Below are 24,683 nucleotides of genomic sequence, written 5' to 3' on the forward strand. Positions count from 1 at the left end.
CGCTCGCCCCCACGGTGACCCGCGGTGGCATCGTATCGGCGCGGGCGCCCTACAGGAGGGAACCCAGCGACATGGACATTGTGCTGATCGCAATCGGCTGCGGGATCGTTGCCGTCATCTACGGTATCTTCACCGCCGCGCAGGTGCTGCGCGCGCCACCCGGCGACGCCCGGATGCAGGACATCGCCGCCGCCATTCAGGAAGGGGCCCGGGCCTATCTGGGCCGCCAATATCGCACCATCGCCATTGTCGGCCTTGTCGTCGCGGTCATCCTGACGCCGACGCTCGGCTGGCTGTCCACCACCGGGTTCCTGATCGGCGCGATCCTGTCGGGCATTGCCGGTTATGTCGGCATGCTGATTTCGGTGCGCGCCAATGTCCGCACGGCAGAGGCCGCGCGCGGATCGCTGCAGGGCGGGCTGACCATGGCGTTCCGGTCGGGCGCAGTCACGGGCATGCTGGTCGCGGGGCTGGGGCTGCTGTCCATCGCGGGCATCTTTGCGTGGCTGATCGGACCCGGCGGCATGGACCTGGCGGTCGAGGCCGACCGCCGCCACATTATCGAGGCGCTGACCGCGCTGGCGTTCGGCGCGTCGCTGATCTCGATCTTCGCGCGGCTGGGCGGCGGCATCTTTACCAAGGCGGCCGATGTCGGCGCCGATCTGGTGGGCAAGGTCGAGGCCGGGATACCGGAGGATGACCCCCGCAACCCCGCCGTCATCGCCGACAATGTGGGCGACAATGTCGGCGACTGCGCCGGCATGGCCGCCGACCTGTTCGAAACCTATGTCGTCACATTGGGCCTGACCATGGTGTCGATCGCGCTGCTGCTGCCGGCGGCGGGCAACCTTCTGCAATTGATGGCGTTGCCTTTGATCGTGGGCGGCGTGTGCATCATCACCTCGATCATCGGCACCTATATGGTCCGGCTGGGCAAGGGCGGGTCGATCATGGGCGCGCTGTACAAGGGGTTCTGGACCACCGCGATCCTGGCCGTGCCCGCGATCTTCATCGCGATGCAGCTGACGCTGGGCGACCTGTCGGCCCCGATCGGCGGCGGCGGCTTTCTGGAAGCCACGACCGATGCTTTGACGACTGAGGGTGGACCCACCCCCGATGCCGCCAGCTTTACCGGGTGGAGCCTGTTCTGGTGCATGATGATCGGGCTGGCCGTCACCGGGCTGCTGGTGTGGATCACCGAATATTATACCGGCACCAATTACCGCCCCGTCCGCTCGATCGCGAAAGCCAGCGTCACGGGTCACGGCACCAACGTCATTCAGGGGCTGGCGATCAGCCTTGAATCGACCGCGCTGCCTACGTTGGTTATCGTCGTGGCGGTGGTGGCGTCCTATCAGCTGGCGGGCATCATCGGCGTCGCCTTTGCCGCGACGGCGCTGCTGGCGCTGGCGGGAATGGTGGTCGCGCTCGATGCCTATGGCCCCGTCACCGACAATGCGGGCGGCATTGCCGAAATGGCGGGCCTGCCCGACGATGTGCGCGCCCGCACCGATGCGCTGGACGCGGTGGGCAACACGACCAAGGCGGTGACAAAGGGCTATGCCATCGGCTCCGCCGCGCTGGCTGCGCTGGTGCTGTTCGGCGCCTATACCACCGATCTGAAGGCATTCTTCCCCGACCTGACCGTCGACTTCAGCCTGTCCAACCCGTACGTCATCGTCGGGCTGCTGCTGGGGGCGCTGCTCCCCTATCTGTTCGGCGCGTTCGGCATGACCGCCGTGGGCCGCGCGGCGGGGCATGTGGTCGAGGATGTGCGCGAACAATTCCGCGCCGATCCCGGCATCATGGCGGGGACCAGCCGCCCCAATTACGCCCGCACTGTCGACATCGTGACGCGCGCCGCGATCCGGGAGATGATCGTGCCCTCGCTGCTCCCGGTGCTTGCCCCCATCGCCATCTACTTCATCGTGACGCTGGTGGCGGGTCAGGCACAGGGGTTCGCGGCGCTGGGCGCGATGCTGCTGGGGGTCATCGTGTCGGGCCTGTTCGTCGCCATCTCGATGACATCGGGCGGCGGCGCATGGGATAATGCCAAGAAATATATCGAGGACGGCAATCACGGCGGCAAGGGTTCGGAAGCGCATATGGCCGCCGTCACCGGCGACACGGTGGGCGATCCGTACAAGGATACTGCCGGCCCCGCGGTCAATCCGATGATCAAGATCACCAACATCGTCGCCCTGCTGCTGGTCGCCGCACTGGCGGGTGCCGCCTGACCGACCGCGCCCGCCCCGACGCCGCCACGGAACAGGGCGGGCGCTTTCCCCTGCACATGCAGATGCTGCTGGGGCTGGTCGCGGGCCTCGCGCTCGGCCTCGCTGCCAACTGGGCGGCGGAGGGGGCGGCGTGGGTCGGCTTCATCACCACCTATGTCACCGGCCCGATCGGTCAGGTCTTTCTGCGCCTGTTGTTCATGCTGGTCATCCCGCTGCTGTTCGCAGCGCTGGTGACGGGGGTGGGGGAAATGGGCGACCTCGCCTCGCTCAGGCGGGTGGGCGTGCGGACGCTGTTGTTCACCTTCCTGCTCTCGACCCTGTCGGTGCTGATCGCGCTGGCGCTGGTCAATCTGATCCGCCCCGGCGACGGCGTCGATCCCGTGGTCGCACGCGACATGCTGGCCAGCGCGCGCGAAGGGGCAGGCGCCATCGTCGGCCAGTCGCGCGACACACCGTCGGGCGTCGCCAGCTTCCTCAACATCATCCCCTCCAACGTGTTTCGCGCGGCGGCAGAGGATGACATTCTGGCGGTGATGGTCTTTGCGCTGGCCTTCGGCATCGGCATGGTCGTGGCCAGGGGGGAAAAGGTCGCGACGCTGGCTCAGGCGATCGAGGGGATGCTGGAGGTCACGCTGACGCTGATCGGCTTCGTCATCCGCCTGGCGCCGATCGCGGTCTTTTCCTTCATGTTCAACCTGACGGCGGAGTTCGGCGCCGACGTGCTGGTGCGGCTGGGCGCATTCGTCGGCACCGTGGTCGGCGCACTCGCGATCCAGATGTTCGTCGTCTATCCGATCTGCGTCTGGCTGTTCGCAGGGCGCGGGCCGATCGGCTTTTTTCGCGGGGTTCAGGCGCCGATGCTGATGGCCTTTTCCACCGCATCCTCCAACGCCACGCTGCCGACCGCGCTGTCGGCGGCGGAGCATGAGCTGAAGCTGCCGCGCAAGATTTCGCGCTTTGTCCTGACCATCGGCGCGACCGCCAACCAGAACGGCACCGCCATGTTCGAAGGGGTGGCGGTGATCTTCCTCGCCCAGTTCTTCGGCGTCGAACTGACGCTGGCGCAGCAGGGCAGCGTGATGCTGGTCTGCATCCTGGGCGGCATCGGCACGGCGGGCGTTCCCGCCGGATCGCTGCCCGTCGTTGCGATCATTCTGGCCAGTGTCGGCGTGCCCCCGGCGGCCATCGGCCTGATCCTGGGCGTCGACCGGCTGCTCGACATGTGCCGCACCATGCTGAACGTCACCGGCGACCTTGCCATCGCCACGATGGTGGCGGGCCGCGACGCGCCGCCGGAGCCGTCACGCGCGGCGACGAGCTGAGCCGCTTACCCGCCGTTCACGCGCGGGCGGTCCACGCCGAAGAAGCGGGCGATATGCCGCGTGGATGAAATGCTGGCCGCCAGCATGTGTGGGCCGACCGCGCCCGCCCCGTCATCGCCCGTCGGATTGACCGGCGTGCCATGCCCCATCCCCGCCACCGAATAGGATTCGATCACCGCCATCCCGTCGTGCCCGGTCCAGCGGCGGCGTTCATGCCCGTCGACCATGTCGCGCGCACCCGCGCCGGGGGCGATGCCATGGACTTCGCGCCACTGGTCGATCACCGCCAGCGCGTTGGACGGGGCAACCACCGTGTCGGCGCTGCCATGCCATACCGAAACGCGCGGCCACGGGCCGTCATGAGCCGACGCGCTTCTGGCCCGGCGGCCCAGCTCCGCGCCGGTCGGCGTGCCGTGCCCGCGCATCCGGTCGAACGCTTCCGGTACACTCGTCGCGCAGCCATAGGGCAGCCCGGCAATCACCGCGCCCCCGGCGAATATTTCGGGATAGGTCGCCAGCATCACCGACGTCATCGCCCCGCCCGCCGACAGGCCGGTGACAAAGATGCGGTTCGCGTCCAGCTTGTGCGCGCGCACCATGGCGGCGATCATCTGCCGGATCGACATGGCTTCGCCCGCGTCGCGCCGCGTATCGCCCGGCTCGAACCAGTTGAAGCACAGATTGGCGTTATTCGCCCGCCGCTGTTCGGGATAAAGCAGCGCAAAGCCATGCTCGTCGGCCAGTTGCGACCAGCCCGCCCCCCGGTCATACGCCGCCGCCGTCTGGGTGCAGCCGTGCAGCACGACGACCAGCGGCGCGCCGGCGGGCAGATCAGCGGGCACATGGGTGAATGCCGAAAGCGCACCCGGATTCGATCCGAACCCGTCCAGCGGCGTCAGCGCCCCCGACGGCTGCCCCAATGACGGCATGCCCGGCAGATCGGACAGGTTGGGCAGGTCCGACATCGTCGGCAAATTGAATTCGGGAAGGGTAAAGTTGCGTCGGGCGTTCAGCCGCCGGATCGTGTCGCTAAGGCTTCGCAAGGCAGGTCTCCGTGCCAGGGCGGAACGCCATGACAATCGCACCAGCACGCCCTCCGGCGCAATGCTGCACTGCACAACGTCGTGGCCATGGCCGCGATGCGCAAGGGGGCCTTATCGTTGATCGGGCGGGTTTGCCCGGCCAGAGGGACGCTTCAGCCCTTGCGGTCCATCGCACTTGCCAGCACGGTGCCGGCCGTCACGCTGACCTCGACCCGCATATCGACGAAATCCTCCGGCGCCCCGGTATAGCTGCCGCTGACCGGCAAAATCTGTTCGATGTTGCGTGCGACCGCGACCGGGATCAGCCCCGCCCCGCCGACCCGCGCATGGGTGGGATCGAACGCGATCCAGCCCGCGCAGGGCAGATATACTTCGGCCCAGGCATGAGTGGAGCCATGCTGCTCCGCCCCGTCGCCCTCCGCCTGAAGATAGCCCGACACCACCCGCGCGCCAAAGCCCAGATGGCGCACCGCCTCGATAAACAGCGCGGCAAAATCGCGGCACGACCCCCCTTGCAGGCGGATCGTCTCGTCGGGGGTCTGCGTCCCTTCCTCATCACGAATGCGATAAGTGAATGTCGTGGCGATCCGCTGATTCATGTCCTTCAGCAAGGTCAGCGTATCGGTCGGCCCTTCGACCCGAAAGCCGTCCGCCCACTCCGCAATCGCCGTCGATGCGCCCGCACCGCCGGGTTCGCGCAGCGCACCCAGGTCGGTCAGCTCGTCCGGCGAATATTCGAAGGGGAAATAATGCGCTGACGGCGCGATCTTGAACACCGGCCATGCCGTCGCCGACTGATCGACGACCATGCGGCTGTCGATGGTCAGCATGTCGGTCGGCTCCACAAAACTCGCGGTCGCGATCAGGTTGCCGAACACATCCTGCGTCCATTCGATATGCGCCGGCGGGGTGCAGCTCAGCAACGTGGTCAGCAGGCGCAGGTCGTGCTGGCCGCGCGGGCACAACATCATCCGGTGCGGCAGCAACATGACCGGCCGGGCATAGCGATAGATCGTGCGGTGACAGATGGTCAGCAGCATCGGCGGCTATTCGGCGGCGGATTGCGCCGAAATCGCGCGTGCCACCGCCTCATATCCCGTCGCGCTGGCGATGGCGACGTCCAGCGGGCGCCCCGACAGCGGCTCGCTGTGATTGTTCAAAAACAGGATCGCGGCGTCGGTACCCATGGCCGACCATGCCAGCCGGGTGATGCCAATCTGCCGCTCCAGCGCATCGGGCGCCAGCCGCACGGTATCGAACTTGCGGCGAAACGGCTTGTTCATCGACGCCCGTGCGGGCGAAGCGGGCTTTTCGGCCTGTTCGTCATTCATAGGCGATATCCTTTGCAAACTGCCGACCGGAATATTCAACGCCGCCGTTACGCGCTCGGGCCCAACCGTCCGCCGGCGCCCATTTTTTCCTGAAGCTCGTTCACGCGCGCGGCATAATGGCGGGCGAAATTGCGATGCACATGCCGTGCCTCGACCGACGCGGCGGCGTCCGCCTGCATCAAAGCGATTTGATGGCGGCTGAGAAGATAATTCAGGTCCATGAAAATGGCTCCCCCGATTTTGTGTAAGCGGGAGCGCAAAGTCTCTCAGTCACCGGCGCCTACGAAACGGGTCCTGCCAGCGATAATGTTGATATAGTCTTTTATGGGACGTAACATAAGCCCGCCGCCGAAATATTCCTGATCTCACCGCGATGATTTCAATGATATTACGGTTATCATTCGCCTCTCTGACAAGGCGATTTTGGGCGGCACTCACGATGTTCAGTTCGCCCGCCGCGTATCGGCCAGACCCCGGTCGGGATTTTCGCTGAACCAGCCGTCGTCTTCGGCGGTCGCCACCGGCGTCCCACCGGCCGATGCGGCGCGAAGCTCCAGCCGCTTCTCCTCACGCCGCTCCCGCTTTTCGGCGTACAAAGCCTCGGACTGCCACGCCGCGGCGGCGGCTTCGGCGACCAGCCGCACATTCGTCAGCGAAGCCTCAGCCGCGCGGGTCCGCTGGATGACTTCCTGACGGCGGCATAGGGCAAGGGATGGATACATGGGCGGCTCCTGTTTGCTGGCGTTCGGCGCAGTGCGCGCCGGTCATGCTTTCATCGGGGCGGCAGCGCCCTTCATCGTCGGCTGGGACGCGTTCAGCTTCGGCGGCTTGGGCTTTTTGGGCTTGCGCGCTTCCTTGCTGCCCTTGCGCTGACTTTTGGCCATGGCTCGTTCCTTCGATCAGTGAGTGGACATCTGGCGAAGCACACGCGCGCGGTGGGCATATCCCCACGCGCCGCTTTGAATGCGACCTTGCGTGAAATCGTCGATCAGCCGGGCCTTCATGGCCGCAAGCGGCGCGGTCGATGCGTCCGCCGCCAATCCGGCAGGGCAAGCAGGCTGGTCGGGCACCACGCCTGGCATATCAATTTGATGGGGGGTCATCGCAGTCGTCCCGTCACAGGCGGGGAGCGCACGAATCTCTCAGTCGCACCGGCGCCGGGGCATGGGGTGCGATACGTCCAAGATGGGGTTCGCGGCCCTCGAATACAAGGGACGGCGCACGGCTCCAATCCCCGTGTGGGGCGTTGGTGATGTCCGTATCAGGAGTGTGTTCTGGCCAGCTTTCTTCATGCCGTCGGCACCGCCGTGCCCGATCACGACGTTCACCCCATCTTCCTCGACTGGGCGGCGAACCGGTTGGCGGGCAGCCGGGATGAACGGCTGTTCGCGCGCATGGCGGGCCGGTCGGGAATCGGCCATCGCTGGTCGGTGCTGCCGCGCGACGCACCGCTGATCGACGCGGGCGGCTTTTACGATGGTGCGATGTGGCCCGGCACCGCGGCGCGCATGGCCATCTATGCCGAACAGGCGCCCGCGCTGGCGCTGCGCGCCATCGAACGGCTGGGGGAACAGGTGGCGCTGGACGGCATCACCCATCTGGTCGTGGCCAGCTGCACCGGGTTCGTCGCGCCCGGTATCGACCAGATCATTGCCCGCCGCCTGGCCCTGCCCCCCTCGACCGAGCGGCTGCTGGTCGGGTTCATGGGCTGTTACGCCGCCGTCGCCGCGCTGCGTTCGGCGCGCCACATCGTCCGGTCCGATCCGGCGGCGCGCGTACTGGTCGTCACGGTGGAGCTGTCGACGCTGCACCTGCAACAGACATCCGATCTCGAATCGATCCTCGCGATGCTTCAGTTCGGGGACGGCGCCGCCGCCGCGCTGGTGACGGCGGAACCCGGCGGGCTGGCGATCGGACAACCATTTGCCACCACGCTGGCCGACAGTCAGGACCTGATCCGCTGGGCGATCACCGATCATGGCTTTGTCATGCACCTGTCCGGTGAAGTGCCCGGCCGCATTGCCGATGCGCTGGCGGACCCCGCCTTCGCCGCTGCCGCCACGGGCGGCCATGCGCCATCGGACATTGACGGCTGGGCGGTCCATGCGGGCGGCCGCTCGATCCTCGACGCGGTAGAGCGGGCGCTGGCGCTGCCGCCGACCGCGCTGGCGGCATCGCGCAGCGTGCTGGCCGACAATGGCAACATGTCGTCCGCGACGCTGATGTTCGTGCTGGCACGGTTGCTGGCCGGTCCGCCGGTTCAGCGCGGCGTTGCCCTCGCCTTCGGTCCCGGCCTTGCGGCAGAGGGCTTTTCGTTCGGCAGCGCGCCATGAACCTCGCCCGGCGTGCCGACACGCCCGAATTGATGGACGACCCCGATCTCGACGCCGATGTCTATGCGCGGGTGGTGGCCGATCTGGCGCGAGTGAACCGGGTGACGCTGGCCGCGCGCCCGACAATGGCGTTTCTGAACCGGGCCGCGCGGGGGCGTTCGTCGCTGCGCATCCTCGACGTCGGTTTTGGCGACGGCGACATGCTGCGCCGGATCGAGGGATGGGCGCAACGGCGTGGCCTGTCGGTCGAGCTGGTGGGCATCGACATCAACCCGCGCAGCGAACGCGCTGCGCGCGCGCATACGCCCCCCGGCTCGGCCATCCGCTGGATCACCGGCGACTATGCGATGCTGGCAGAGCCGTGGGACGTAGTGATTTCCAGTCTGGTCGCCCATCACATGCACGTGGACGAACTGATCGCCTTCCTCCGTTTCATGCAGTCGCACGCGCGGGTCGGCTGGTTCGTCAACGACCTGCACCGCCACCGGGTCGCGCATATCGGCTATCCCATTCTGGCGCGCATCGCCCGCTGGCACCCGATCGTACGCCACGACGGCACCGTGTCGATCGCGCGCGCGTTTCGCACGGCGGAGTGGCAGTCGTTGCTGGCGCGCGCGGGCTGTCATCAGGCGCGCGTGTTCCGCGCGTTCCCGTTCCGGCTATGCGTCGAATACCGGCGCTGATCGTCGGCGGCGGCCCGGCGGGTGCGACGCTGGCGCTGCATCTGGCGCGCGCGGGCCTGCCGCACCTGCTGCTCGAACGCAGCGTCGAGACAGGGGACGCGCTTTGCGGCGGTTTCCTGAGCGGGCGGACGCTGGCAATGCTGGCGCGGATGGGCATTGCCGCCGATGCGCTGAACCCCGCGCCCGTCACACGGCTGCGCCTGCTGACCCGCGAACGGGTAGTTGAGGCGCCCCTGCGCTTCCCCGCACGCGCCGTTTCGCGGCGGCGGCTCGACACGCTGATGCTGGATGCGGCGGCACGCGCGGGCGCGGCGATCGAGCGTGGCACCGGCGTCCGCGCCGTCACCGGCAATGTCGCGCGGCTGGATGACGGTCGCGAACTGGCTGCCGACGCGATCTTTCTGGCGACGGGCAAGCATGAACTGCGCGGCCTGTCCCGCCCCGGCGACGCGCGCGGCGGCGACCCGGCGGTTGGCCTGCGCGTGCGGCTGAGCGCGTCGGCGGCGCTCGACCGGTCGGTGGGCGATACAATCGAACTCCATCTCGTCGATCGCGGCTATGCCGGGCTGGTCCGGCAGGAGGATGGCGGCGCCAATCTGTGCCTGGCGGTGCGCCGGTCGCGCCTGAAACAGGCGGGCAGCCCCGAACGCCTGCTGGCGGCCATCGGCGCGGAGCTACCGCAACTGGGGGAGCGACTGGCCCATCGCCTGAGCGGCTCGCCGGTCGATGCGGTCGCCAACGTCCCCTATGGCTGGCGTGCGCGCAACGGACGCGCGGGGTTGTTCCGGCTGGGCGATCAGGCGGCGGTCATCCCTTCCGTCGCGGGCGAGGGGATGGCGATTGCAATGGCCAGCGCCGCCGCCGCCGCCGACGCTTATGCCACGGGTGGTCCGAACGCCTCGATCGCGTTTCAGCGCGCGCTGGCGCGGCGGCTGTGGCGGCCTGTGGGCATCGCATCGGCGGCGTGGCATCTGGCGGAGCGACCGGGCATGGCCGCCCTTGCCCTGCGCGCGGCATCGGCGCGGCCGCAAATCCTGTCGCTGCTCGCCCGGCTGACACGGATCGACGCCGCGCTGGCGGGCTGAGCCAAGGTCACGACAATTCCTGCGCCTCTGCCTCCAGCCAGCGGATGCGCCCGACGATGCTCACGAAAAACGCCGTCGACCAGCCCAGCAGGATGATGCCGTTCGCGCTTTCGATGGCGCCGACGACGCGCCATCGCGGGTCCAGCACCACATCGCCGTACCCGACCGTCGTATAGGATGCGGTCGAGAAATAGAGCGCCGTCTCAAGGTTCCCTACCGCCCCGACGCCCAGATAAAGGGCGGCATAGGCCCAGATTTCGATCCCGTGCAGCACGAACAGCCCCGCCGCCGCCGCGACGATCGCCAACCCCTCGGCAATCAGGCCGCGTCGGTCGGGCCGCCCCTGACGATGACGGCGCAGCAACGCCAAAAGCGCCGCCAGCCCGGCCAGATGCGTGGTCACGGTGGCGGCGACCATGGCCGTGGCGGCGGCAAGCTCCAGCAATAATTGCATGGGCCGCGATGCTAGGGCCAAAATCCCGCCGGGGTCATCCGTAACTGCCCGGATGCGCGCCTTATCGCCGGTGCGCCATCAGGATCGGCACCGGCGAATGTTCCAGCATGGTGCGCGTCGTGCCGCCGAACATCGCCTCGATCGTCCGGCTGTGGCCGAATGCGCCCATCACCAGCCAGTCATGTTGCCCCCGCCCGATTTCGGTCAGCAGCGCGTTACCCGGCCGGTCCACCGTCGCCGGTTCGTGCTGGACGACCGGCTCGATCCCGTGGCGCGACAGGTATCGCGCCGCCGCCTCCGCCGGCAGTCCCTGGCCCCCGTCATCCACATGAAACAGCGTGACCGTGCGCGCCAGCGACAGCAGCGGGACCGACGCCTGCAACGCGGCCTGCGCGTTTTCCGAACCGTCCCACGCCACCATCGCACGGTTCGCCACGTCCAGCCTGCGCGCCTTTGCGGGCACCACCAGCACCGGCTTGCCCAGCCGGACCAGCGCGTCGCCGACCACATCGGCCAGATGCGGGCACAGCTCGCCTGCCCAGTCGGTGCTCAGCACGATCAGGTCGGTCAGCCCCGCATGATCGCGAATCGCCTGCGCGGCAAAACCGGTCCGGTCGATCCATTCGAACGACACGTCCTCATGCTCCAGCCGGGCGATCATGCGCGCCCGATTGGCGGCCTCTACCTCCATCTCGCGCGCCATCATCACGGCGACCGTGCCGCCATAATCATCGGTGAATTCGGGAATGGCGGTCAGGTCGACACAGATCAGGTGACCGCCCGTCGCGCGCGTGACATCCAGCGCCACCTGATAGCGCGCCTCCTGACCTTCATCGTCGTGGATAAGAAGAAGGATATTCTTCATGACTATCTCCGTCGGTCGTTCGCAAGGATGCAGGCACTCTCCCCGTCACAACATTCGCAAAGCTACTTAAGGCTGCCGGCCGCCCTGCCGCCGCATCGCCTCTCGCGCGCGTTCGGCGTGGCGCAGCCGCAACAGGTCGGCGCAGATCGCGTTTGTCCGCTGCCGCACGTCTTCCAGGCACTGGTCGATATAATCGGGCCGGGCATCGGGCACGATGCCGTCGAAATGCATCCGGTCCGGCCCCGTCATGCCGAAGATTTCGGTCAGATACAGGTCGAACGCGTGGCGAAGGCCCGAATATTGCCCCCGCTCCTCCAACCATGGCCGCGTCGTGCCCGACGACGACAGAATGACCAGCCGCTTGCCCTTCAACACAGGACTGGGCCGGTGTTCGCTCAGAGTACTGGTAACAAATCCGGCGCCCAGGATGCGGTCGACATAACCCTTGATGATCGCTGGCGGCAGCCCGAACCAGATGGGAAAGGCCAGCACCAGCACATCGGACCGTTGCACCCGGTCCAGTTCCGCCGCGACATCGGCGTGCAAGCGATAAGCGGGGCCGGGGCGCTCCTCCACCCTCAGCAGCGGGTCGAAACTGTGCATGTACAGATCGTGCAGGTCGCCGACCTGCCCGTTGGCGACCACCGCCTCGCAATAGGTTCTGGCCATCGAACGACAGAAGCTGGCGGGATTGGGGTGTCCGACGACGACGTGATGGACGATCGGGCCCGTTGCGGCGCGTGGTTCGTTCGCGGGCGGTCCAGCCCGCTCGGCGGCTGCCATTGCCTTCTCCTTCCCCCAGGATGCTAGGAAATGGCCGCAAGGCCCGCGATTGGTAAAACTACCTAACCTATCTCACCCCCTGTCGAAGGATCCGACCCCATGAGCCAACCGATCAAGATCGTTGCCGTTCTGACCGCGCTGCCCGGCAAGGCCGCGGACCTGCGCGCGCTGATCGACACGATGCTGGCGCCCAGCCGGGCCGAACCGGGCAATCTGCGCTATGACCTGTGGCAGGACCGGGCCGACCCCGCCCGCTTCGCCATCGACGAGTTGTATGTCGACGAAGCGGCCATTGCCGCGCACCGCGACAGTGCCCATTTCCGCGCCTTCGCCGCCGCCAGCGCGGCGCTGACCGAACGCGACGTCCTGCTGCTCGACCCCATCGACGTCGCCTGAACCCAAGGAGACCGCCTCATGTCACTCAAGGACATTCTGCCCGGCAAGCTCGGCTTTGGCGCCGCGCCGCTTGGCAACATGTTTCGCGCCATTCCCGAAGAGGAAGCGCTCGCCACGGTCGAGGCCGCGTGGAACGACGGCATCCGCTATTACGACAACGCCCCCTTTTACGGCGCGGGGCTGGCCGAGCTTCGCATGGGTGAGGCGCTGGCCGGGCGTCCGCGCGACGAATATGTCATCAGCACCAAGGTCGGCCGCGTCATCCTGGACGAGGTTGAGGATGTCAGCCTGCGCGACAATGGCGAAAAGGGCGATGTCTTTGCCCATGGCCGCCCCAACCGCATCGTCAACGATTACTCCTATGACGCCACGCTGCGCTCGATCGAGGACAGCCTGAAGCGGCTGCGGACCGACCATATCGAAATCGCCTTCGTCCACGATCTGGCGCAGGATTTCTGGGGCGACCAGTGGATCGCCCGGTTCGAGGAAGCGCGCGGCGGCGCGTTCAAGGCGCTCGACCGGCTGCGCGACGAAGGGGTGATCAAGGCCTGGGGCCTTGGCGTGAACAAGGTGGAGCCGATCGAGCTGCTGCTCGAACTGGAAGAGCCCCGGCCCGACGCGTTTCTGCTGGCCGGGCGCTATACGCTGCTCGACCACGCCCGCGCGCTTCAGCGGGTGATGCCGATGGTGGCCGAACGCGGCCTGGGCATCGTCGTCGGCGGCCCCTACAGCTCCGGCGCGCTCGTCGGTGGGCCGAATTTCGAATATGCGCCCGCCACGCCCGCCATTCTTGACAAGGTCGCCCGGATCAAGGCGATTGCCGACCGCCACGGCGTCAGCATGAAGGCCGCCGGGCTGCAATTCTCGCTCGCCAACCCCGCCGTCGCGGCGGTCATCCCCGGTGCCAGCCGCCCCAGCCGCATTGCGGAGGACAGCGCCGCGCTTACCGAATCGGTCCCGGCCGATTTCTGGCGGGCGTTGCGCGATGCCGCGCTGGTTCACCCCGACGCCCCGCTGCCCGGCGCGGCATAACCCAGATTGCCCCGCAGGCGCCCGCAAACGGCGCTTGCGGGGATGCCGCACCCCGCCCATTTGAAAGCGGCGCGCGCAGGACGTATATCGGCGCCATGGCAACCCTCCTGACTCCCGCTCCCAAGGGCCGCCCGCGCGGCTTTTGCGCCGAAACGGCGCTGGCGGCGGCGCTGCGCGTATTTTGGACCAAGGGGTATGAAGGCGCTTCGATCACCGACCTGACCGAAGCGATGGGCATCACCCGGCCCAGCATGTACGCCGCATTCGGCAACAAGGAGGCGCTGTTTCGTCAGGCGCTGGACCTGTATGAGCGCGAAAAGCTGGACTATATGCGCTGCGCACTTGACGCGCCGACCGCGCGCGGTGTGGCCGAACGGCTGATGCGCGGCGGCATCGACAACCAGACCAGCGATTGCGCGGCCAAGGGGTGCCTTGGCGTCATCAGCAGCATTGCGTGCGGCGACGAATCGCAGGCCATTCGCGAAGAGGTGATCGCCCGGCGTGCATCGTCACGCGCGGCAATGGTCGAACGCTTCGAGCGTGCACGCGCGGACGGCGATTTCGGCGCCGATGTCGTGGTCGACGATCTGATCAACTATCTGTTCGCCTTTCTTCAGGGGCTGGCCGTTCAGGCGGGCGCCGGTGCCACGCGCGAACAGCTGGAATGCACCGTCGACCTGGCGCTGCGTTTGTGGCCCACGCGCTGAAGGCCGCTCTCCGATTTTTTTTGAACCGATCGGTATGAAAGTCGCTTGACCCGTCACAGGGTGGTTTATATACCGCTCGGTATGGAAGCGGTGCAGTATTGAGTACCGCAATCCGCGATTGAAAAACACCGCCGCGTTCGCGAAACGCCGCCCGTTCGACCGTCCGTGTCGTTCGGCGGATCGCGCCCGCGCGCCGTTCGGGGAAGGACGTTCGCCATGGCCTATCTTGCATTTGCCGAAACTGCCGCCGGTTGCGCCGACCTGCCGCTCGATGGCGGGCGCACCGCCACCCTTTCCGCGCTGGAATGGTCGGTGGTCGCACTGGCACGGCGTGACAGCCTGTCGTCGCTGCGCCAGCCGGGCCGCATCGCCATGGCGATGGGCACGTTGTTCGGCGAACGCCCCAATCCACGCCTTGCCGACCCCCGGCTTGAAGCACTTCGCCGGATCGCGGTGCTCAGCTGGCATCATGGCTACACGGTGGACGGCGACGAAGTGCGCGCCTTCCTCGATGCCGGCTTCGACCTGCGCCAATATGAGCTGGTCGTCGACAGCATCGCCGCCGACCGCGCCCGCGCGACATCGGCCCGCGCCCGCCGCGCCGCCTGACCCGCTTGCGCGCGGACATCGCCGCGCCCATTTCGGGTCGATGACCCCGCCGCTCCCCCGGTGCCGCTGATGGCGCTTGCCGAACTTGGCCGGTTCAACCGGATCGAGGCGCATGTGGTCGCCGGCGCACTGGAAGCAGCCGGCATCCCCGCCGTCAGCTTCGACGCGGAAATGAGCCTTGGGGAAGGCAGCGCTTTCCTCATCCCCGTGCGCGTGATGGTCGATGCCGACGATCTGGCCGAAGCGCGCGCCGTGCTGGCCGAAGCATCGGGCGACTGATCGCGACTGCCCGAAAATTGGGCAGCCGTTCGCCGATGCACAAAAATCAACACTTCGGTAACAAATAGGGCGGGTGGCGGCCACGCAAACCCGCCATTTTGCCATTTGGCACGCCCCTTGCTGATCTGTTCCTCGGGAAACAGCCGAGGGGGCGACATGAAGCTAATCATCGCCATCATCAAACCGTTCAAGCTCGACGAGGTGCGCGAAGCGCTGACCGAAGTCGGGGTGGCCGGCATGACCGTCAGCGAAGTGAAGGGTTTTGGCCGTCAGAAGGGCCAAACCGAAATCTATCGCGGCGCCGAATACTCCACGAACATGGTGCCCAAGATCAAGGTCGAGGTGGTCTGCGCCACCGACCTGGCCCCGCGCGTGGTTGAAGTCGTTCAAGCTGCCGCGAACACCGGTTCGATCGGCGACGGCAAGATCTTCGTGCTCGATGTCGGTCAGGCGGTGCGGATTCGCACCGGCGAAACCGACCAGACGGCGCTGTGAGGGGGGACAGGATGAAGCGTTTGATTGCACCTTTCGCCGCCGGCGCGGCGAGCCTGATGGCGGCGATGCCCGCCTGGGCGCAGGAAGCGGCCGCTGCCGCGCCCACGCCCGACAAGGGCGATACCGCCTGGATGATGATCTCGACCGTGCTGGTCATGGCGATGATCGTGCCGGGCCTCGCACTCTTCTATGGCGGCCTTGTCCGCACCAAGAACATGCTGTCGGTCCTGACCCAGATCCTGGCCGTGGCCAGCCTGGCGATGATCATCTGGGTCATCTACGGCTATACCATGGCGTTCGGTGACGGCGGCAACGCCTTCATTTCGGGCTTCGGCAAGCTGTTCCTGGCCGGTGTCACCGCCGATTCGACGGCAGCGACCTTCTCCGACGGGGTCGTCATCCCCGAATATGTCTTCATCGCCTTCCAGATGACCTTTGCCGCGATCACCGTGTCGCTGGTCGTCGGCGGCCTGGTAGAGCGTCTGAAGTTCTCGGCGCTGATGGTCTTCGCGGTCGTCTGGCTGACGATCGTCTACTTCCCGATCGCGCACATGGTGTGGGCGGGTAACGGCCTGCTGTTCAACTGGGAACCGGCGGCGCTCGACTTTGCGGGCGGCACCGTCGTCCACATCAATGCCGGTATCTCGGCACTGGTCGGCGCGCTGATCCTCGGCCCGCGCCTGGGCTACAAGAAGGACATCATGGCGCCGCACTCGCTGACCATGACGCTGATCGGCACCGGTCTGCTGTGGGTGGGCTGGTTCGGCTTCAACGCCGGCTCGGCACTGGAAGCCAATGGTTCGGCGGCGCTGGCCATGATCAACACCTTCGTCGCCACCGCTGCGGGCGTGCTGTTCTGGATGCTGACCGAACGGGTACTGGGTCACAAGAGCTCGCTGCTCGGCGCATGTTCGGGTGCCATTGCCGGCCTGGTCGCCGTCACCCCGGCGGCAGGTAATTCGGGCCCGTTCGGCGCGATCCTGCTGGGTGCGATCGCCGCCATCCTGTGCGCCTTCTTCGTGGTCAGCGTGAAGCCCAAGCTCAACCTCGACGACTCGCTGGACGCATTCGGCATCCACGGCATCGGCGGCATCATCGGCTCGATCGGTACCGCCTTCACCATGCTGCCGTCGCTCGGCGGTCCGGGTGCGGCGGACTATGCCCTCGGCCCGCAGTTCGTGACCCAGGTGGTCGCGGTGCTGATCGCCGGCGGCTGGGCCGCGATCGGATCGGCCATCGCATTCTTCATTGCCAAGGCGCTCACCGGACTTCGGGTTTCCGAAGAGGTGGAACGCGAAGGCCTCGACCTCGGGGAGCATGGCGAGCGCGCCTACAACTACTGAGGTTTCACAAGCTTCGGGACCGGCTTCAATCCCCGGCCGGTCCCGTCACCGGGTTCCTCCTGCGGACCCCTGGCCGGTGCAGCAATGCACCGGCCTTTTTTTATCACGCCACCGGCGGCGTCCCGCGCGCGGCCTTCAGCTCGTCGCGGATCTCGCGCAGCAGCACCACATCGGCCGGATCGGCGGCGGGGGCGGCATTGCCCTCGACCTTTTCCTTTTCCAGCCGCGCCAGCAGCCGGTTGACGCTGCGCACCAGCAGGAAAACGATGAACGCCAGGATCAGGAAATTGATCACGACGGTGATGAACTGGCCGAAACCCAACAGCGGCGCGCCCGCCGCCTTCAACGCGGCATAATTGTTCAGCGACCCGGCATACCCTTCAGGGACCGGCCCCAGCCGCAGGAAATAGCCCGAAAAATCGACACCGCCGAAAATCGCGCCGATCACCGGCATGATGACGTCGTCGGTCAGCGACTTGGTGATGTTGCCGAACGCCGCGCCGATAATGACACCCACCGCCAGATCCAGCACGTTGCCGCGCGCGATGAATGATTGAAAATCCTTGAGCATGGTGCAGTCCCCTCTTCCCGGTTAAAGGCGCGGGCAACCTAACCCGACACCAACAGACTGGCGAGCGGATGCAAGACGATCATTTCGACCATGACAAACCCGTCGAGACCATGTGGGCCGGCCGCTTTATCGAAGCGAAGCGCAAGGGCCGCTGGGAATATGTGGCGCGCACGCGCGGTATTCATGCCGCGGTGATCCTGGCGGTTCAGGACGATCATGTGCTGCTGGTCGAACAATATCGCGTGCCGCTGGGCCGTCGCTGCGTCGAACTACCGGCCGGCCTGATCGGCGACGAAACCGATGGGGAGGACCCGGTCGAAGCCGCGGGACGCGAGCTGGAGGAAGAAACGGGCTGGCGCGCCGGACGGGTCGAACCGATGGGCGACTTCTGGTCGGCCCCCGGTCTGGTATCGGAAAGCTTCACCCTGATGCGCGCGACCGACCTGACCCAGGTTGGCCCCGGCGGCGGCGTCGACGGAGAAGACATTACCGTCCACCACGTTCGGTTGAGCGAAATCCCGGCTTTCCTCGATGAACGTCGGGCGGCGGGCTGCGGCGTCGATGTGCGATTGCTGATGCTGCTGGGACCGGCGAACATCGCCTGAATGTCAGAGGTCGACGCATGGCGTCGCTCGGCGCTATGACAGCAGGGCAGGCGGCATCGACCGCGAACATGAGTGGGGAGAATGCAGATGATCCGTTTGCTGGCGATGATCGGCGCGCTGATGACGCCGCAAGCGGCCCCGAACCCGCATCTGCCCAAACCCAGCTATGATCGCACGCCCCCGACGCTGCCGCCCACGCTAAAGCCCGGCGCGGTGCTGATCCTGTCCAAGACCAATGGCTGGCGGCACATCGAACATATCCCGCATTCGAACGAAGTCATTGCCGGCATCGCCCACGATCTGGGCCGCACCAGCTTCACGACCGAAAATGCCGCCGTGTTCGACGATGCGCTGCTCAAGCGCTTTTCGGTCGTCGTGCTGAACAGCGCCAGCGGCGATTTCATGACCCCGGCACAGCGCGCCGCCTTCGAACGCTTCGTCGCGCGCGGTGGCGGCGTGGTTGCGTTGCACGCGGCGGGCGACAACAGCCACAAGGCGCCCTGGTATGTCGACACGATCATCGGCACCACCTTTACCGGGCACCCCAATGGCGACGATCATATCCAGTCCGCGCGCATGGTCGTGAACCAGGCCGCCCACCCCGTCATGGCGGGCATTCCGCAATCGTGGACGCCCAAGGACGAATGGTATTCCTTTTCCCACGACCCCGCGACGCGCGGCATGACCGTGCTGGCGAGCGTGGACGAGAGCAGCTATCGCCCCGGCGAGAAACTGGCGATGGGCGCCAACCACCCGATGATCTGGACCAATCCGCGCGCCAAGGGCCGCGTCGTCTATTCGGCGCTGGGCCACACGCCCGAATCCTATGACGATCCCACTTATCGCCGCTTCCTGACCAACGCGATCCGCTGGGCCGCGCGCTAGGCGTTCGCGCTCAGCGCGGGCGGGTCCACAGCACCGGGTCGCGCGGGGCGTCGGCATATCGCCCCCGCCCTGCGGCCTGCACGCCCGCACGCGCGATCCAGGCGGCCTTTTCCCGCTTCGACGTGGTGACGCGGTGGTCCCACGCATGGTCGCCGCGCTCCGCCACCCGACGCGCGATGTCGCCGTAAATCCCCGCCGCCGCCAGCACTGCCCAGGCCGAGCGATACGATAGCGCCGGGGTGCCCCCACGCGCGCTTTCCTCGTGCAGCGCCGCGCGTTCCGCCAGCCGCCGCGCCAGCACCGACAGGCGCGGGCGATAGGGCGGCTTCATGTGCTGCCCCGGCGGCATATCCATCTCGACCAGCCATTCGACCGGCAGATAGCATCGGCCCGCGCGGTCATCCTCCTCGATATCGCGGGCAATGTTCGACAACTGAAACGCCAGCCCCAGGTCGCAGGCGCGGTCCAGCGTCGCCTCGTCCGCCGGATCGACGCCCATCACGACCGCCATCATGCACCCGACCGCACCCGCGACATGATAGCAATAACGGTACAGGTCCGCCTCGCTGCGCGGGCGCCATTCGTCGGCGTCCAGCTGAAATCCGTCGATCAGGTCATCGGCAAACCGCTTGGGCAGGCCTGTTTCAGCAACCACGATGCCCAGGCCGTCGAACGCCGGTTCGCCGGTCAGTTCGCCCGCGAACGCCGCATCGGTCATCGCACGCAAACGGGCGATGCGCGCCGGCGCATCGTCGACGCGCGTCATGCCATGGCCATGATCCTGTCCGTCGGCCACATCGTCGCACGCGCGGCACCAGGCATAAAGCAGCCACGCCCGCTCCCGCGTCGCGCGGTCAAACAGTTGCGACGCGGCGGCAAAGCTTTTCGACCCGCGCGCGATCGAACGGCGCGCGCCGTCGACCAGCACCGCGCGCTGGTGCGGCGACCTCACAATGCCTCGCGCGCCATCCGCGTGATCGGCACATGCGGCTGATAAGCATCCATCCGCTCGACCAACCGGTTCAGATCGCCATCGACGATCAGGATGTCGCGGTGCTGCGGACGCAGGAATCCCACATCGGCCATGCGATCGACAAAGCTGACCAGCGGGTCATAGAAACCCTGCCAGTTGAGCAGCCCGACGGGGTTTGAGTGATAGCCGATCTGCGACCAACTCATCGCTTCCCACAATTCGTCCATCGTTCCCGTGCCGCCCGGCAGCGTCAGGAACGCGTCCGACAGGTCGGTGAAACGCTGCTTGCGCTCATGCATGGTCGACACGGTTTCCAGCGATGTCAGCCCGCGATGCGCGACTTCGGCATCGACCAGCGCCTGCGGGATCACGCCGATCACCTCGCCGCCCGCTGCCAGCGCGCTGTCCGCCACCGCACCCATCAGGCCCAGCCGCCCGCCGCCATAGACGACGCCGATGCCGCGCTCCGCCAGGGTGCGGCCGACCAGCCGCGCACATTCGATATAGGTCGGATCGGCCGGTGTGGCCGACCCGCAATAAACGGCGATACGCTTCATCATCTGTCCTGCAACGGTTTCGGTCACGACAATCGTTAAATGGCACGCGGCGCAACCCCGCCGCCCATTCGCGGGCGGGGGGCGCAGCGGTTTATCGCGGCTGTTCCAGCATCAGTGCCGCCGTCGCCTTGGCGCTGCCGACGACACCCGGAATGCCTGCGCCCGGATGCGTGCCCGCACCCACGAAATACAGGTTGGGGATGTGATCGTCACGGTTGTGCGCGCGGAAAAAGGCGCTTTGCGTCAACAGCGGCTCCAGGCTGAACGCGCTGCCCAGATGCGCGGCCAGATCGCGGGTAAAATCGGCGGGGGTATAGCTGAACTTGGTGACGATCCGCTCGTGGATGTCGGGGATCAGGCGGCGGCCCACCTCGTCCAGGATGCGGCGCTCATATTCGTCCTTGATCGCGTCCCAGTCGGCGGGAAAACGCCCCTGATGCGGCACCGGCGCCAGCGCGTAGAAGGTCGAATGACCCTCCGGCGCCATCGATGGATCGGTGACGGTCGGGTGGTGCAGGTAAAGGCTGAAATCCTCCGACAACACGCCATGGTCGTAAATGTCGGCCAGCAATCCCTTATAGCGCGGGCCGAACAGGATCATGTGGTGCGGAATGCCCGGCCACGTCCCCTTGATGCCGAAATGCACGACGAACAGCGAGGGCGAGAATTTCTTCTTCTCAAGCGACTGCGTGGTCCGCCGGGCGCTGCGCGACCCGGACAGCAGGTCGCGGTAACTGTGCATCAGGTCGGCGTTCGACGCGACGGCATCGACATCCAGGTGAAAGCCGCTGGCCGTCGTCACACCCGTTGCGCGGTCGCCCAGCGTTTCGATCGACGCGACCGGATCGTCCAGCCGCACCACGCCGCCCAGCCGCTCGAACTGGCGGACCATGCCCGCAACCAGCCGGTTGGTCCCGCCCTTGGCAAACCAGACGCCCCCGTCGCGCTCCAGCTTGTGGATCAGGGCATAGATCGCGCTGGTCTTCATCGGATTGCCGCCGACCAGCAGCGTGTGAAAGCTCAGCGCCTGGCGCAGCTTCTCGTTCTTCACGAAGCTGGAGACCATCGAATAGACCGACCGCCACGCCTGATATTTGGCCAGCGCGGGCGCCGCCTTGATCATCGAGCCAAAGTCGAGGAACGCCTTGGCGCCCAGCTTTACATACCCTTCCTCGTACACGCCGCGCGAATAATCGAGGAAGCGGGCATAACCCTCGATATCGCCGGGATCGAGCTTGGCGATCTCCTGCCGCAGCACGGTGTCGTCGTTGGTATAGTCGAAGTTCGTCCCGTCGGCCCAGTTCAGCCGGTAAAAGGGATTGACCGGCAACAGCTCGACATCCTCGGCCATGTCATGGCCCGACAATGCCCACAGCTCCCGCAACGCCTCGGGCGCGGTGATGACCGTGGGTCCGGCGTCAAAGGTGAAGCCGTCACGCTCCCAGAAATAGGCCCGCCCGCCGGGCTTGTCGCGCGCCTCGAATATGGTCGTCTGCACGCCGGCTGCCTGAAGGCGGATGGCTAGCGCCAGTCCCCCGAAACCCGAACCGATGACCGCTGCGGTCTTCACGCCTTGATCTCCCGAATGGCGGCGATGGCGCGTCCGACCGGCACCGGCGGCTTGCCGGCAAGGACACGCGCCTTGTCTAGGATGGTCGATTGACCGGAATAAAAGCGCCCGATCAATGCGGGATCGAGCCGGTAGAAGCGCTCCAGCACGCGCCAGCGTTCCCCCGGTTCGGCGGCGCGGAACAGCATCGCCGTCAGCGCGCGGTAAAATCCCCGCGCCTTCCACGTCGCGGCGGCGTGGCCGTGCGTCAGCTGGTGCAGCGCCGCGCCCGAAAAATCGCGCGCGCGCGCGATCAGCGCGGCGGTCCGCACCGCGTCGGGCAGCGAATAGCCGGTCAGCGGGTGGAACAGCCCCGCGCGGACCCCCGCCTTGGCGACGCCCCGCCCGCCAGAGGTCCAATATCCCTCGAAATCGCCCGCCCACACGACGGGCAGCGCCCCGCGCTCGACCCGCGCCACCCGCGCGACCGGCCATCCGCGCGCATCGGCATAAGCGGCGATGCGCCCGGTCAGCGCACCATCGTCAATGTCGGGCGTGTCGCTGTAATAGGTGTCCTCCACGAACATCCGGTCCGCGGCAAAGGGCAGGCAATAGACAAAGCGATAGCCGTCGATCTGCTCGACCCCGGCGTCCATCACCATCGGGCGCGGCGCGCCATGGGGGGCATCCAGCACCAGTTCCTGGCCGACGAATTTCTGCCAGCCCATGCTCAGCATCGACAGGTCGGCGGCGCCGCGACAATCGATCACGCCATCGGCCTCGATCCGCTCGCCATCGCCCAGCACCACGGCGGTCGCGCTGGCCGCCAGCACGCGCCGCCCCAGCATCAGCGCGCCGTCGGGCAACCGTTCGCGCACCACCCGGTCCAGCCGTTCCGATTCGATGCTGCGGTAATGCGCGGCCAGCGTCCGGCGATGCGCCGGAAAGGCGACGTCATATCCGGTCCAGCGATGACAGATCAGCGGCTCCACCAGCCAGCGATCCTGCGCCGCCACGTCGCTTTCGAAAAAGGACCAGAGGTGGTTGCCGCCGACCGTCTCGCCCGCGTCGATCAGCCGCAGGTCTAGATCGGGGTGCTTCTGCGCCAGCGCGAGCGCGATCAGCCCCCCGGCCAGGCCCGCGCCGACGATCGCGACATTGCAACGATGGGTGGACGGCATCGCCCCCGCCTAGCGGTAAGCGCGGGGACTGGAAAGGGGATGGCACGCGCCGATTTCATGCGCGCCGCCGATGGGGTAGAAGCAGCGCGCAATGACGCTGCTCCACGCCCTTGCCGAACCGCTGTCATGCGCGCGCTGTCCGGTGCGGGGCGAAGCGGTGTGTGCGGGGCTGGACGCAGCGGGGCTGGCAGAGCTGTCGCGCCTTGGCCGCCACCGGCATTTCGCGCGGGGTGAGACGATCTTTGCCGCCGGTGACGACGCGGTCGCCTGCGCGACGCTGGTGTCGGGCGCGGCCAAGCTGGCGACCACCGATGCCGACGGCGTCGAACGCATCGTCGCGCTGGTCCACCCCGCCGGGCTGCTGGGCCGGTTGTTCGCCCATACGCTGGATTATGACGCGATCGCGCTTGGCGAATGCGAGCTGTGCCTGTTCCCGCGCGGGGATTTCGAACGGCTGATGGCCGATTATCCCGAACTTGCCCGTCGCGTGCTGGAACGCACGCTGGCCGAACTGGACCGGGCGCATGAACTGGCCGACCTGATCGGGCGGCGCGATGCGCGCGGGCGCGTGGCGGGATTGCTGATCGCCTTTTCGCGCGCGGCGGGGGCGGGGTGCCATGCCGCTGACCGATTCGACCTGCCGCTGACGCGCGGCGAAATGGCGGGGCTGCTGGGCCTGTCGATCGAAACCGTCAGCCGCCAGCTGACCGCAATGGAGCGCGACGGCGTGATCGCGCGCAGCGGCGCCCGCGGCATCGTGCTGCACGATCCGCGGGCGCTGGCCGGGACCGGCGGCTGAACCGCTCGGCTCCGGCCCCTCCCCTGCCTCAGACGCCGGCGCGGATCGCGGCGATGATCAGGCCCCATCCGACGATCAGCACCGGCAGCGTCATCACCTGTGCCACCACCGCCTTGCCGTTCAGCCAGCCGCTGCCGGTTTCCAGCCCTTCCGCCATGAATTCGGACCAGCTGGCAAAGCGGCCCTCGCGCGGCTCCACCATCCGCGCCCACAAGGCGGGGACGCCGAACGCCATGGCGATATAGGCGACGAACACCGCGAACGGCAGCCACAGCTCCCCGTTCATGAATGTCAGGCCCATGATGGCAAGGAACAGGAAATAGGCGCCGACCGTCGCCGCGAACATGGCGGGGTGCAGGTCGAACGCGCGATCGGCGCGGTTGCGGCGGACGATTGCCCTGTCGGCAAGGGTGGCGGCGCTGTGCATACGGGTCATGGCGAATCTCCTTTATCGCCACTTTCGCGCCCGTCGCCGGGCTGCGCCTTGACGACCGTCAAACTTGCCCCGCGCGTCGTTGTCAGTGGCGCATGCGGGGCGTAGATGTCGCTGCGTGACTGCCCTCACC

General features: G+C 67.1%; 30 protein-coding genes. 15 read left to right on the plus strand and 15 right to left on the minus strand.

Annotation, left to right across the window (positions count from 1 at the left end):
• The first annotated feature begins 71 nt into the window (after positions 1–71).
• Positions 72–2,237 (plus strand): sodium-translocating pyrophosphatase, encoded by a 2,166-nt coding sequence (locus ACAX61_RS07745; protein ID WP_370714190.1) that lies wholly within the window; start codon positions 72–74, stop codon positions 2,235–2,237.
• A gap of 56 nt (positions 2,238–2,293) precedes the next feature.
• Positions 2,294–3,559 (plus strand): dicarboxylate/amino acid:cation symporter, encoded by a 1,266-nt coding sequence (locus ACAX61_RS07750; RefSeq protein ID WP_370714191.1) that lies wholly within the window; start codon positions 2,294–2,296, stop codon positions 3,557–3,559.
• Positions 3,560–3,564: 5 nt separating this feature from the next.
• On the opposite strand, the gene ACAX61_RS07755 is transcribed toward ACAX61_RS07750, so the two are convergent.
• The 6 genes from ACAX61_RS07755 to ACAX61_RS07780 all read right to left on the minus strand — a co-directional run bounded on the left by ACAX61_RS07755 (position 3,565) and on the right by ACAX61_RS07780 (position 7,036).
• Positions 3,565–4,602 carry an extracellular catalytic domain type 1 short-chain-length polyhydroxyalkanoate depolymerase gene (locus tag ACAX61_RS07755; protein ID WP_370714192.1) on the minus strand — a complete coding sequence of 346 codons (1,038 nt, stop codon included), beginning with the start codon at positions 4,600–4,602 and terminating at the stop codon, positions 3,565–3,567.
• Between the two features lie 152 nt (positions 4,603–4,754).
• Positions 4,755–5,642 carry a transglutaminase family protein gene (locus ACAX61_RS07760; protein WP_370714193.1) on the minus strand — a complete coding sequence of 296 codons (888 nt, stop codon included), beginning with the start codon at positions 5,640–5,642 and terminating at the stop codon, positions 4,755–4,757.
• Between the two features lie 6 nt (positions 5,643–5,648).
• The gene (locus ACAX61_RS07765) at positions 5,649–5,933 is read right to left on the minus strand and encodes a hypothetical protein (protein WP_370714194.1); all 285 of its coding nucleotides are present in this window, start codon (positions 5,931–5,933) and stop codon (positions 5,649–5,651) included.
• Between the two features lie 47 nt (positions 5,934–5,980).
• Positions 5,981–6,154, minus strand: a complete 174-nt coding sequence (locus ACAX61_RS07770; RefSeq protein ID WP_370714195.1) for a hypothetical protein — start codon at positions 6,152–6,154, stop codon at positions 5,981–5,983.
• 222 nt (positions 6,155–6,376) lie between these two features.
• Entirely contained in the window at positions 6,377–6,655 is a 279-nt protein-coding gene (locus ACAX61_RS07775; RefSeq protein WP_370714196.1) for a hypothetical protein, read from the minus strand.
• Positions 6,656–6,832: 177 nt separating this feature from the next.
• Positions 6,833–7,036 (minus strand): hypothetical protein, encoded by a 204-nt coding sequence (locus ACAX61_RS07780; RefSeq protein WP_370714197.1) that lies wholly within the window; start codon positions 7,034–7,036, stop codon positions 6,833–6,835.
• Positions 7,037–7,207: 171 nt separating this feature from the next.
• Between ACAX61_RS07780 and ACAX61_RS07785 the strand changes: the two genes are divergently transcribed.
• From ACAX61_RS07785 to ACAX61_RS07795, 3 genes are read left to right on the plus strand one after another with little or no spacing between them, the layout of a single operon-like run.
• Positions 7,208–8,266 (plus strand): type III polyketide synthase, encoded by a 1,059-nt coding sequence (locus tag ACAX61_RS07785; RefSeq protein WP_370714944.1) that lies wholly within the window; start codon positions 7,208–7,210, stop codon positions 8,264–8,266.
• Positions 8,263–8,949, plus strand: a complete 687-nt coding sequence (locus ACAX61_RS07790; protein ID WP_370714198.1) for a methyltransferase domain-containing protein — start codon at positions 8,263–8,265, stop codon at positions 8,947–8,949. The genes ACAX61_RS07785 and ACAX61_RS07790 overlap by 4 nt, the downstream gene beginning before the upstream one ends.
• On the plus strand, positions 8,928–10,034 hold the full coding sequence (locus ACAX61_RS07795; RefSeq protein WP_370714199.1) for an NAD(P)/FAD-dependent oxidoreductase: 1,107 nt from the start codon (positions 8,928–8,930) through the stop codon (positions 10,032–10,034). Before ACAX61_RS07790 ends, ACAX61_RS07795 begins: the two co-directional genes overlap by 22 nt.
• A 7-nt stretch (positions 10,035–10,041) precedes the next feature.
• On the opposite strand, the gene ACAX61_RS07800 is transcribed toward ACAX61_RS07795, so the two are convergent.
• From ACAX61_RS07800 to ACAX61_RS07810, 3 genes are all read right to left on the minus strand, one after another.
• The gene (locus ACAX61_RS07800) at positions 10,042–10,488 is read right to left on the minus strand and encodes a potassium channel family protein (protein ID WP_370714200.1); all 447 of its coding nucleotides are present in this window, start codon (positions 10,486–10,488) and stop codon (positions 10,042–10,044) included.
• A 61-nt stretch (positions 10,489–10,549) separates the two neighbouring features.
• A complete protein-coding gene (locus ACAX61_RS07805) occupies positions 10,550–11,353 on the minus strand; it encodes a universal stress protein (RefSeq protein WP_370714201.1) in 804 nt (267 codons plus the stop codon).
• A 66-nt stretch (positions 11,354–11,419) separates the two neighbouring features.
• Complete coding sequence (locus ACAX61_RS07810) at positions 11,420–12,136, minus strand: NAD(P)H-dependent oxidoreductase (RefSeq protein WP_370714202.1); 717 nt, start codon at positions 12,134–12,136, stop codon at positions 11,420–11,422.
• Positions 12,137–12,235: 99 nt separating this feature from the next.
• Between ACAX61_RS07810 and ACAX61_RS07815 the strand changes: the two genes are divergently transcribed.
• The 7 genes from ACAX61_RS07815 (at position 12,236) to ACAX61_RS07845 (ending at position 16,997) form a co-directional block, all read left to right on the plus strand.
• On the plus strand, positions 12,236–12,532 hold the full coding sequence (locus ACAX61_RS07815; protein ID WP_370714203.1) for a putative quinol monooxygenase: 297 nt from the start codon (positions 12,236–12,238) through the stop codon (positions 12,530–12,532).
• 18 nt (positions 12,533–12,550) lie between these two features.
• Complete coding sequence (locus ACAX61_RS07820; RefSeq protein WP_370714204.1) at positions 12,551–13,564, plus strand: aldo/keto reductase; 1,014 nt, start codon at positions 12,551–12,553, stop codon at positions 13,562–13,564.
• 95 nt (positions 13,565–13,659) lie between these two features.
• Entirely contained in the window at positions 13,660–14,271 is a 612-nt protein-coding gene (locus ACAX61_RS07825; protein WP_370714205.1) for a TetR/AcrR family transcriptional regulator, read from the plus strand.
• Between the two features lie 216 nt (positions 14,272–14,487).
• Positions 14,488–14,880, plus strand: coding sequence for a hypothetical protein (locus ACAX61_RS07830; RefSeq protein ID WP_370714206.1), 393 nt, complete (start codon positions 14,488–14,490; stop codon positions 14,878–14,880).
• A gap of 69 nt (positions 14,881–14,949) precedes the next feature.
• Positions 14,950–15,159 carry a putative signal transducing protein gene (locus ACAX61_RS07835; RefSeq protein WP_370714207.1) on the plus strand — a complete coding sequence of 70 codons (210 nt, stop codon included), beginning with the start codon at positions 14,950–14,952 and terminating at the stop codon, positions 15,157–15,159.
• Positions 15,160–15,315: 156 nt separating this feature from the next.
• Entirely contained in the window at positions 15,316–15,654 is a 339-nt protein-coding gene (locus ACAX61_RS07840) for a P-II family nitrogen regulator (protein WP_370714208.1), read from the plus strand.
• An 11-nt stretch (positions 15,655–15,665) separates the two neighbouring features.
• The gene (locus tag ACAX61_RS07845; RefSeq protein WP_370714209.1) at positions 15,666–16,997 is read left to right on the plus strand and encodes an ammonium transporter; all 1,332 of its coding nucleotides are present in this window, start codon (positions 15,666–15,668) and stop codon (positions 16,995–16,997) included.
• A 103-nt stretch (positions 16,998–17,100) separates the two neighbouring features.
• Here ACAX61_RS07845 and mscL read toward each other — a convergent pair whose 3' ends face one another.
• On the minus strand, positions 17,101–17,568 hold the full coding sequence (gene mscL / locus ACAX61_RS07850) for a large conductance mechanosensitive channel protein MscL (RefSeq protein ID WP_370714210.1): 468 nt from the start codon (positions 17,566–17,568) through the stop codon (positions 17,101–17,103).
• Between the two features lie 68 nt (positions 17,569–17,636).
• Between mscL and ACAX61_RS07855 the strand changes: the two genes are divergently transcribed.
• Together ACAX61_RS07855 and ACAX61_RS07860 are read left to right on the plus strand one after the other, a co-directional pair.
• A complete protein-coding gene (locus ACAX61_RS07855; protein WP_370714211.1) occupies positions 17,637–18,173 on the plus strand; it encodes an NUDIX hydrolase in 537 nt (178 codons plus the stop codon).
• An 87-nt stretch (positions 18,174–18,260) separates the two neighbouring features.
• Positions 18,261–19,058, plus strand: a complete 798-nt coding sequence (locus ACAX61_RS07860) for a ThuA domain-containing protein (RefSeq protein WP_370714212.1) — start codon at positions 18,261–18,263, stop codon at positions 19,056–19,058.
• A 10-nt stretch (positions 19,059–19,068) separates the two neighbouring features.
• On the opposite strand, the gene ACAX61_RS07865 is transcribed toward ACAX61_RS07860, so the two are convergent.
• From ACAX61_RS07865 to crtY, 4 genes are all read right to left on the minus strand, one after another.
• Positions 19,069–20,013, minus strand: coding sequence for a phytoene/squalene synthase family protein (locus tag ACAX61_RS07865; RefSeq protein WP_528084553.1), 945 nt, complete (start codon positions 20,011–20,013; stop codon positions 19,069–19,071).
• Positions 20,007–20,588, minus strand: a complete 582-nt coding sequence (locus ACAX61_RS07870) for an LOG family protein (RefSeq protein WP_370714945.1) — start codon at positions 20,586–20,588, stop codon at positions 20,007–20,009. Before ACAX61_RS07870 ends, ACAX61_RS07865 begins: the two co-directional genes overlap by 7 nt.
• 91 nt (positions 20,589–20,679) lie before the next feature.
• Complete coding sequence (locus ACAX61_RS07875; protein WP_370714214.1) at positions 20,680–22,158, minus strand: phytoene desaturase; 1,479 nt, start codon at positions 22,156–22,158, stop codon at positions 20,680–20,682.
• Positions 22,155–23,318, minus strand: a complete 1,164-nt coding sequence (gene crtY, locus ACAX61_RS07880; RefSeq protein ID WP_370714215.1) for a lycopene beta-cyclase CrtY — start codon at positions 23,316–23,318, stop codon at positions 22,155–22,157. Before crtY ends, ACAX61_RS07875 begins: the two co-directional genes overlap by 4 nt.
• 91 nt (positions 23,319–23,409) lie before the next feature.
• Here crtY and ACAX61_RS07885 point away from each other — a divergent pair, with 91 nt between their 5' ends.
• Positions 23,410–24,117 (plus strand): Crp/Fnr family transcriptional regulator, encoded by a 708-nt coding sequence (locus ACAX61_RS07885; protein WP_370714216.1) that lies wholly within the window; start codon positions 23,410–23,412, stop codon positions 24,115–24,117.
• Positions 24,118–24,145: 28 nt separating this feature from the next.
• On the opposite strand, the gene ACAX61_RS07890 is transcribed toward ACAX61_RS07885, so the two are convergent.
• Entirely contained in the window at positions 24,146–24,553 is a 408-nt protein-coding gene (locus ACAX61_RS07890; RefSeq protein ID WP_370714217.1) for a hypothetical protein, read from the minus strand.
• Positions 24,554–24,683 lie beyond the last annotated feature (130 nt).

Source organism: Sphingomonas sp. IW22 (assembly GCF_041321155.1).
In the GTDB taxonomy this organism is placed as follows: Bacteria; Pseudomonadota; Alphaproteobacteria; order Sphingomonadales; family Sphingomonadaceae; genus Sphingomonas.

Excerpts from the sequence above, each read along its gene's own strand:
- mscL (WP_370714210.1), bottom strand. The coding sequence starts at position 17,568 with ATGCTCAAGGATTTTCAATCATTCATCGCGCGCGGCAACGTGCTGGAT.
- ACAX61_RS07800 (WP_370714200.1), bottom strand. The coding sequence starts at position 10,488 with ATGCAATTATTGCTGGAGCTTGCCGCCGCCACGGCCATGGTCGCCGCC.
- crtY (WP_370714215.1), bottom strand. The coding sequence starts at position 23,318 with ATGCCGTCCACCCATCGTTGCAATGTCGCGATCGTCGGCGCGGGCCTG.
- ACAX61_RS07825 (WP_370714205.1), top strand. The coding sequence starts at position 13,660 with ATGGCAACCCTCCTGACTCCCGCTCCCAAGGGCCGCCCGCGCGGCTTT.
- ACAX61_RS07830 (WP_370714206.1), top strand. The coding sequence starts at position 14,488 with ATGGCCTATCTTGCATTTGCCGAAACTGCCGCCGGTTGCGCCGACCTG.
- ACAX61_RS07760 (WP_370714193.1), bottom strand. The coding sequence starts at position 5,642 with ATGCTGCTGACCATCTGTCACCGCACGATCTATCGCTATGCCCGGCCG.
- ACAX61_RS07770 (WP_370714195.1), bottom strand. The coding sequence starts at position 6,154 with ATGGACCTGAATTATCTTCTCAGCCGCCATCAAATCGCTTTGATGCAG.
- ACAX61_RS07860 (WP_370714212.1), top strand. The coding sequence starts at position 18,261 with ATGATCCGTTTGCTGGCGATGATCGGCGCGCTGATGACGCCGCAAGCG.
- ACAX61_RS07805 (WP_370714201.1), bottom strand. The coding sequence starts at position 11,353 with ATGAAGAATATCCTTCTTCTTATCCACGACGATGAAGGTCAGGAGGCG.
- ACAX61_RS07870 (WP_370714945.1), bottom strand. The coding sequence starts at position 20,588 with ATGAAGCGTATCGCCGTTTATTGCGGGTCGGCCACACCGGCCGATCCG.
- ACAX61_RS07885 (WP_370714216.1), top strand. The coding sequence starts at position 23,410 with ATGACGCTGCTCCACGCCCTTGCCGAACCGCTGTCATGCGCGCGCTGT.
- ACAX61_RS07810 (WP_370714202.1), bottom strand. The coding sequence starts at position 12,136 with ATGGCAGCCGCCGAGCGGGCTGGACCGCCCGCGAACGAACCACGCGCC.
- ACAX61_RS07780 (WP_370714197.1), bottom strand. The coding sequence starts at position 7,036 with ATGACCCCCCATCAAATTGATATGCCAGGCGTGGTGCCCGACCAGCCT.
- ACAX61_RS07890 (WP_370714217.1), bottom strand. The coding sequence starts at position 24,553 with ATGACCCGTATGCACAGCGCCGCCACCCTTGCCGACAGGGCAATCGTC.
- ACAX61_RS07795 (WP_370714199.1), top strand. The coding sequence starts at position 8,928 with ATGCGTCGAATACCGGCGCTGATCGTCGGCGGCGGCCCGGCGGGTGCG.
- ACAX61_RS07750 (WP_370714191.1), top strand. The coding sequence starts at position 2,294 with ATGCAGATGCTGCTGGGGCTGGTCGCGGGCCTCGCGCTCGGCCTCGCT.
- ACAX61_RS07765 (WP_370714194.1), bottom strand. The coding sequence starts at position 5,933 with ATGAATGACGAACAGGCCGAAAAGCCCGCTTCGCCCGCACGGGCGTCG.
- ACAX61_RS07835 (WP_370714207.1), top strand. The coding sequence starts at position 14,950 with ATGGCGCTTGCCGAACTTGGCCGGTTCAACCGGATCGAGGCGCATGTG.
- ACAX61_RS07790 (WP_370714198.1), top strand. The coding sequence starts at position 8,263 with ATGAACCTCGCCCGGCGTGCCGACACGCCCGAATTGATGGACGACCCC.
- ACAX61_RS07815 (WP_370714203.1), top strand. The coding sequence starts at position 12,236 with ATGAGCCAACCGATCAAGATCGTTGCCGTTCTGACCGCGCTGCCCGGC.
- ACAX61_RS07820 (WP_370714204.1), top strand. The coding sequence starts at position 12,551 with ATGTCACTCAAGGACATTCTGCCCGGCAAGCTCGGCTTTGGCGCCGCG.
- ACAX61_RS07840 (WP_370714208.1), top strand. The coding sequence starts at position 15,316 with ATGAAGCTAATCATCGCCATCATCAAACCGTTCAAGCTCGACGAGGTG.
- ACAX61_RS07855 (WP_370714211.1), top strand. The coding sequence starts at position 17,637 with ATGCAAGACGATCATTTCGACCATGACAAACCCGTCGAGACCATGTGG.
- ACAX61_RS07845 (WP_370714209.1), top strand. The coding sequence starts at position 15,666 with ATGAAGCGTTTGATTGCACCTTTCGCCGCCGGCGCGGCGAGCCTGATG.
- ACAX61_RS07745 (WP_370714190.1), top strand. The coding sequence starts at position 72 with ATGGACATTGTGCTGATCGCAATCGGCTGCGGGATCGTTGCCGTCATC.
- ACAX61_RS07775 (WP_370714196.1), bottom strand. The coding sequence starts at position 6,655 with ATGTATCCATCCCTTGCCCTATGCCGCCGTCAGGAAGTCATCCAGCGG.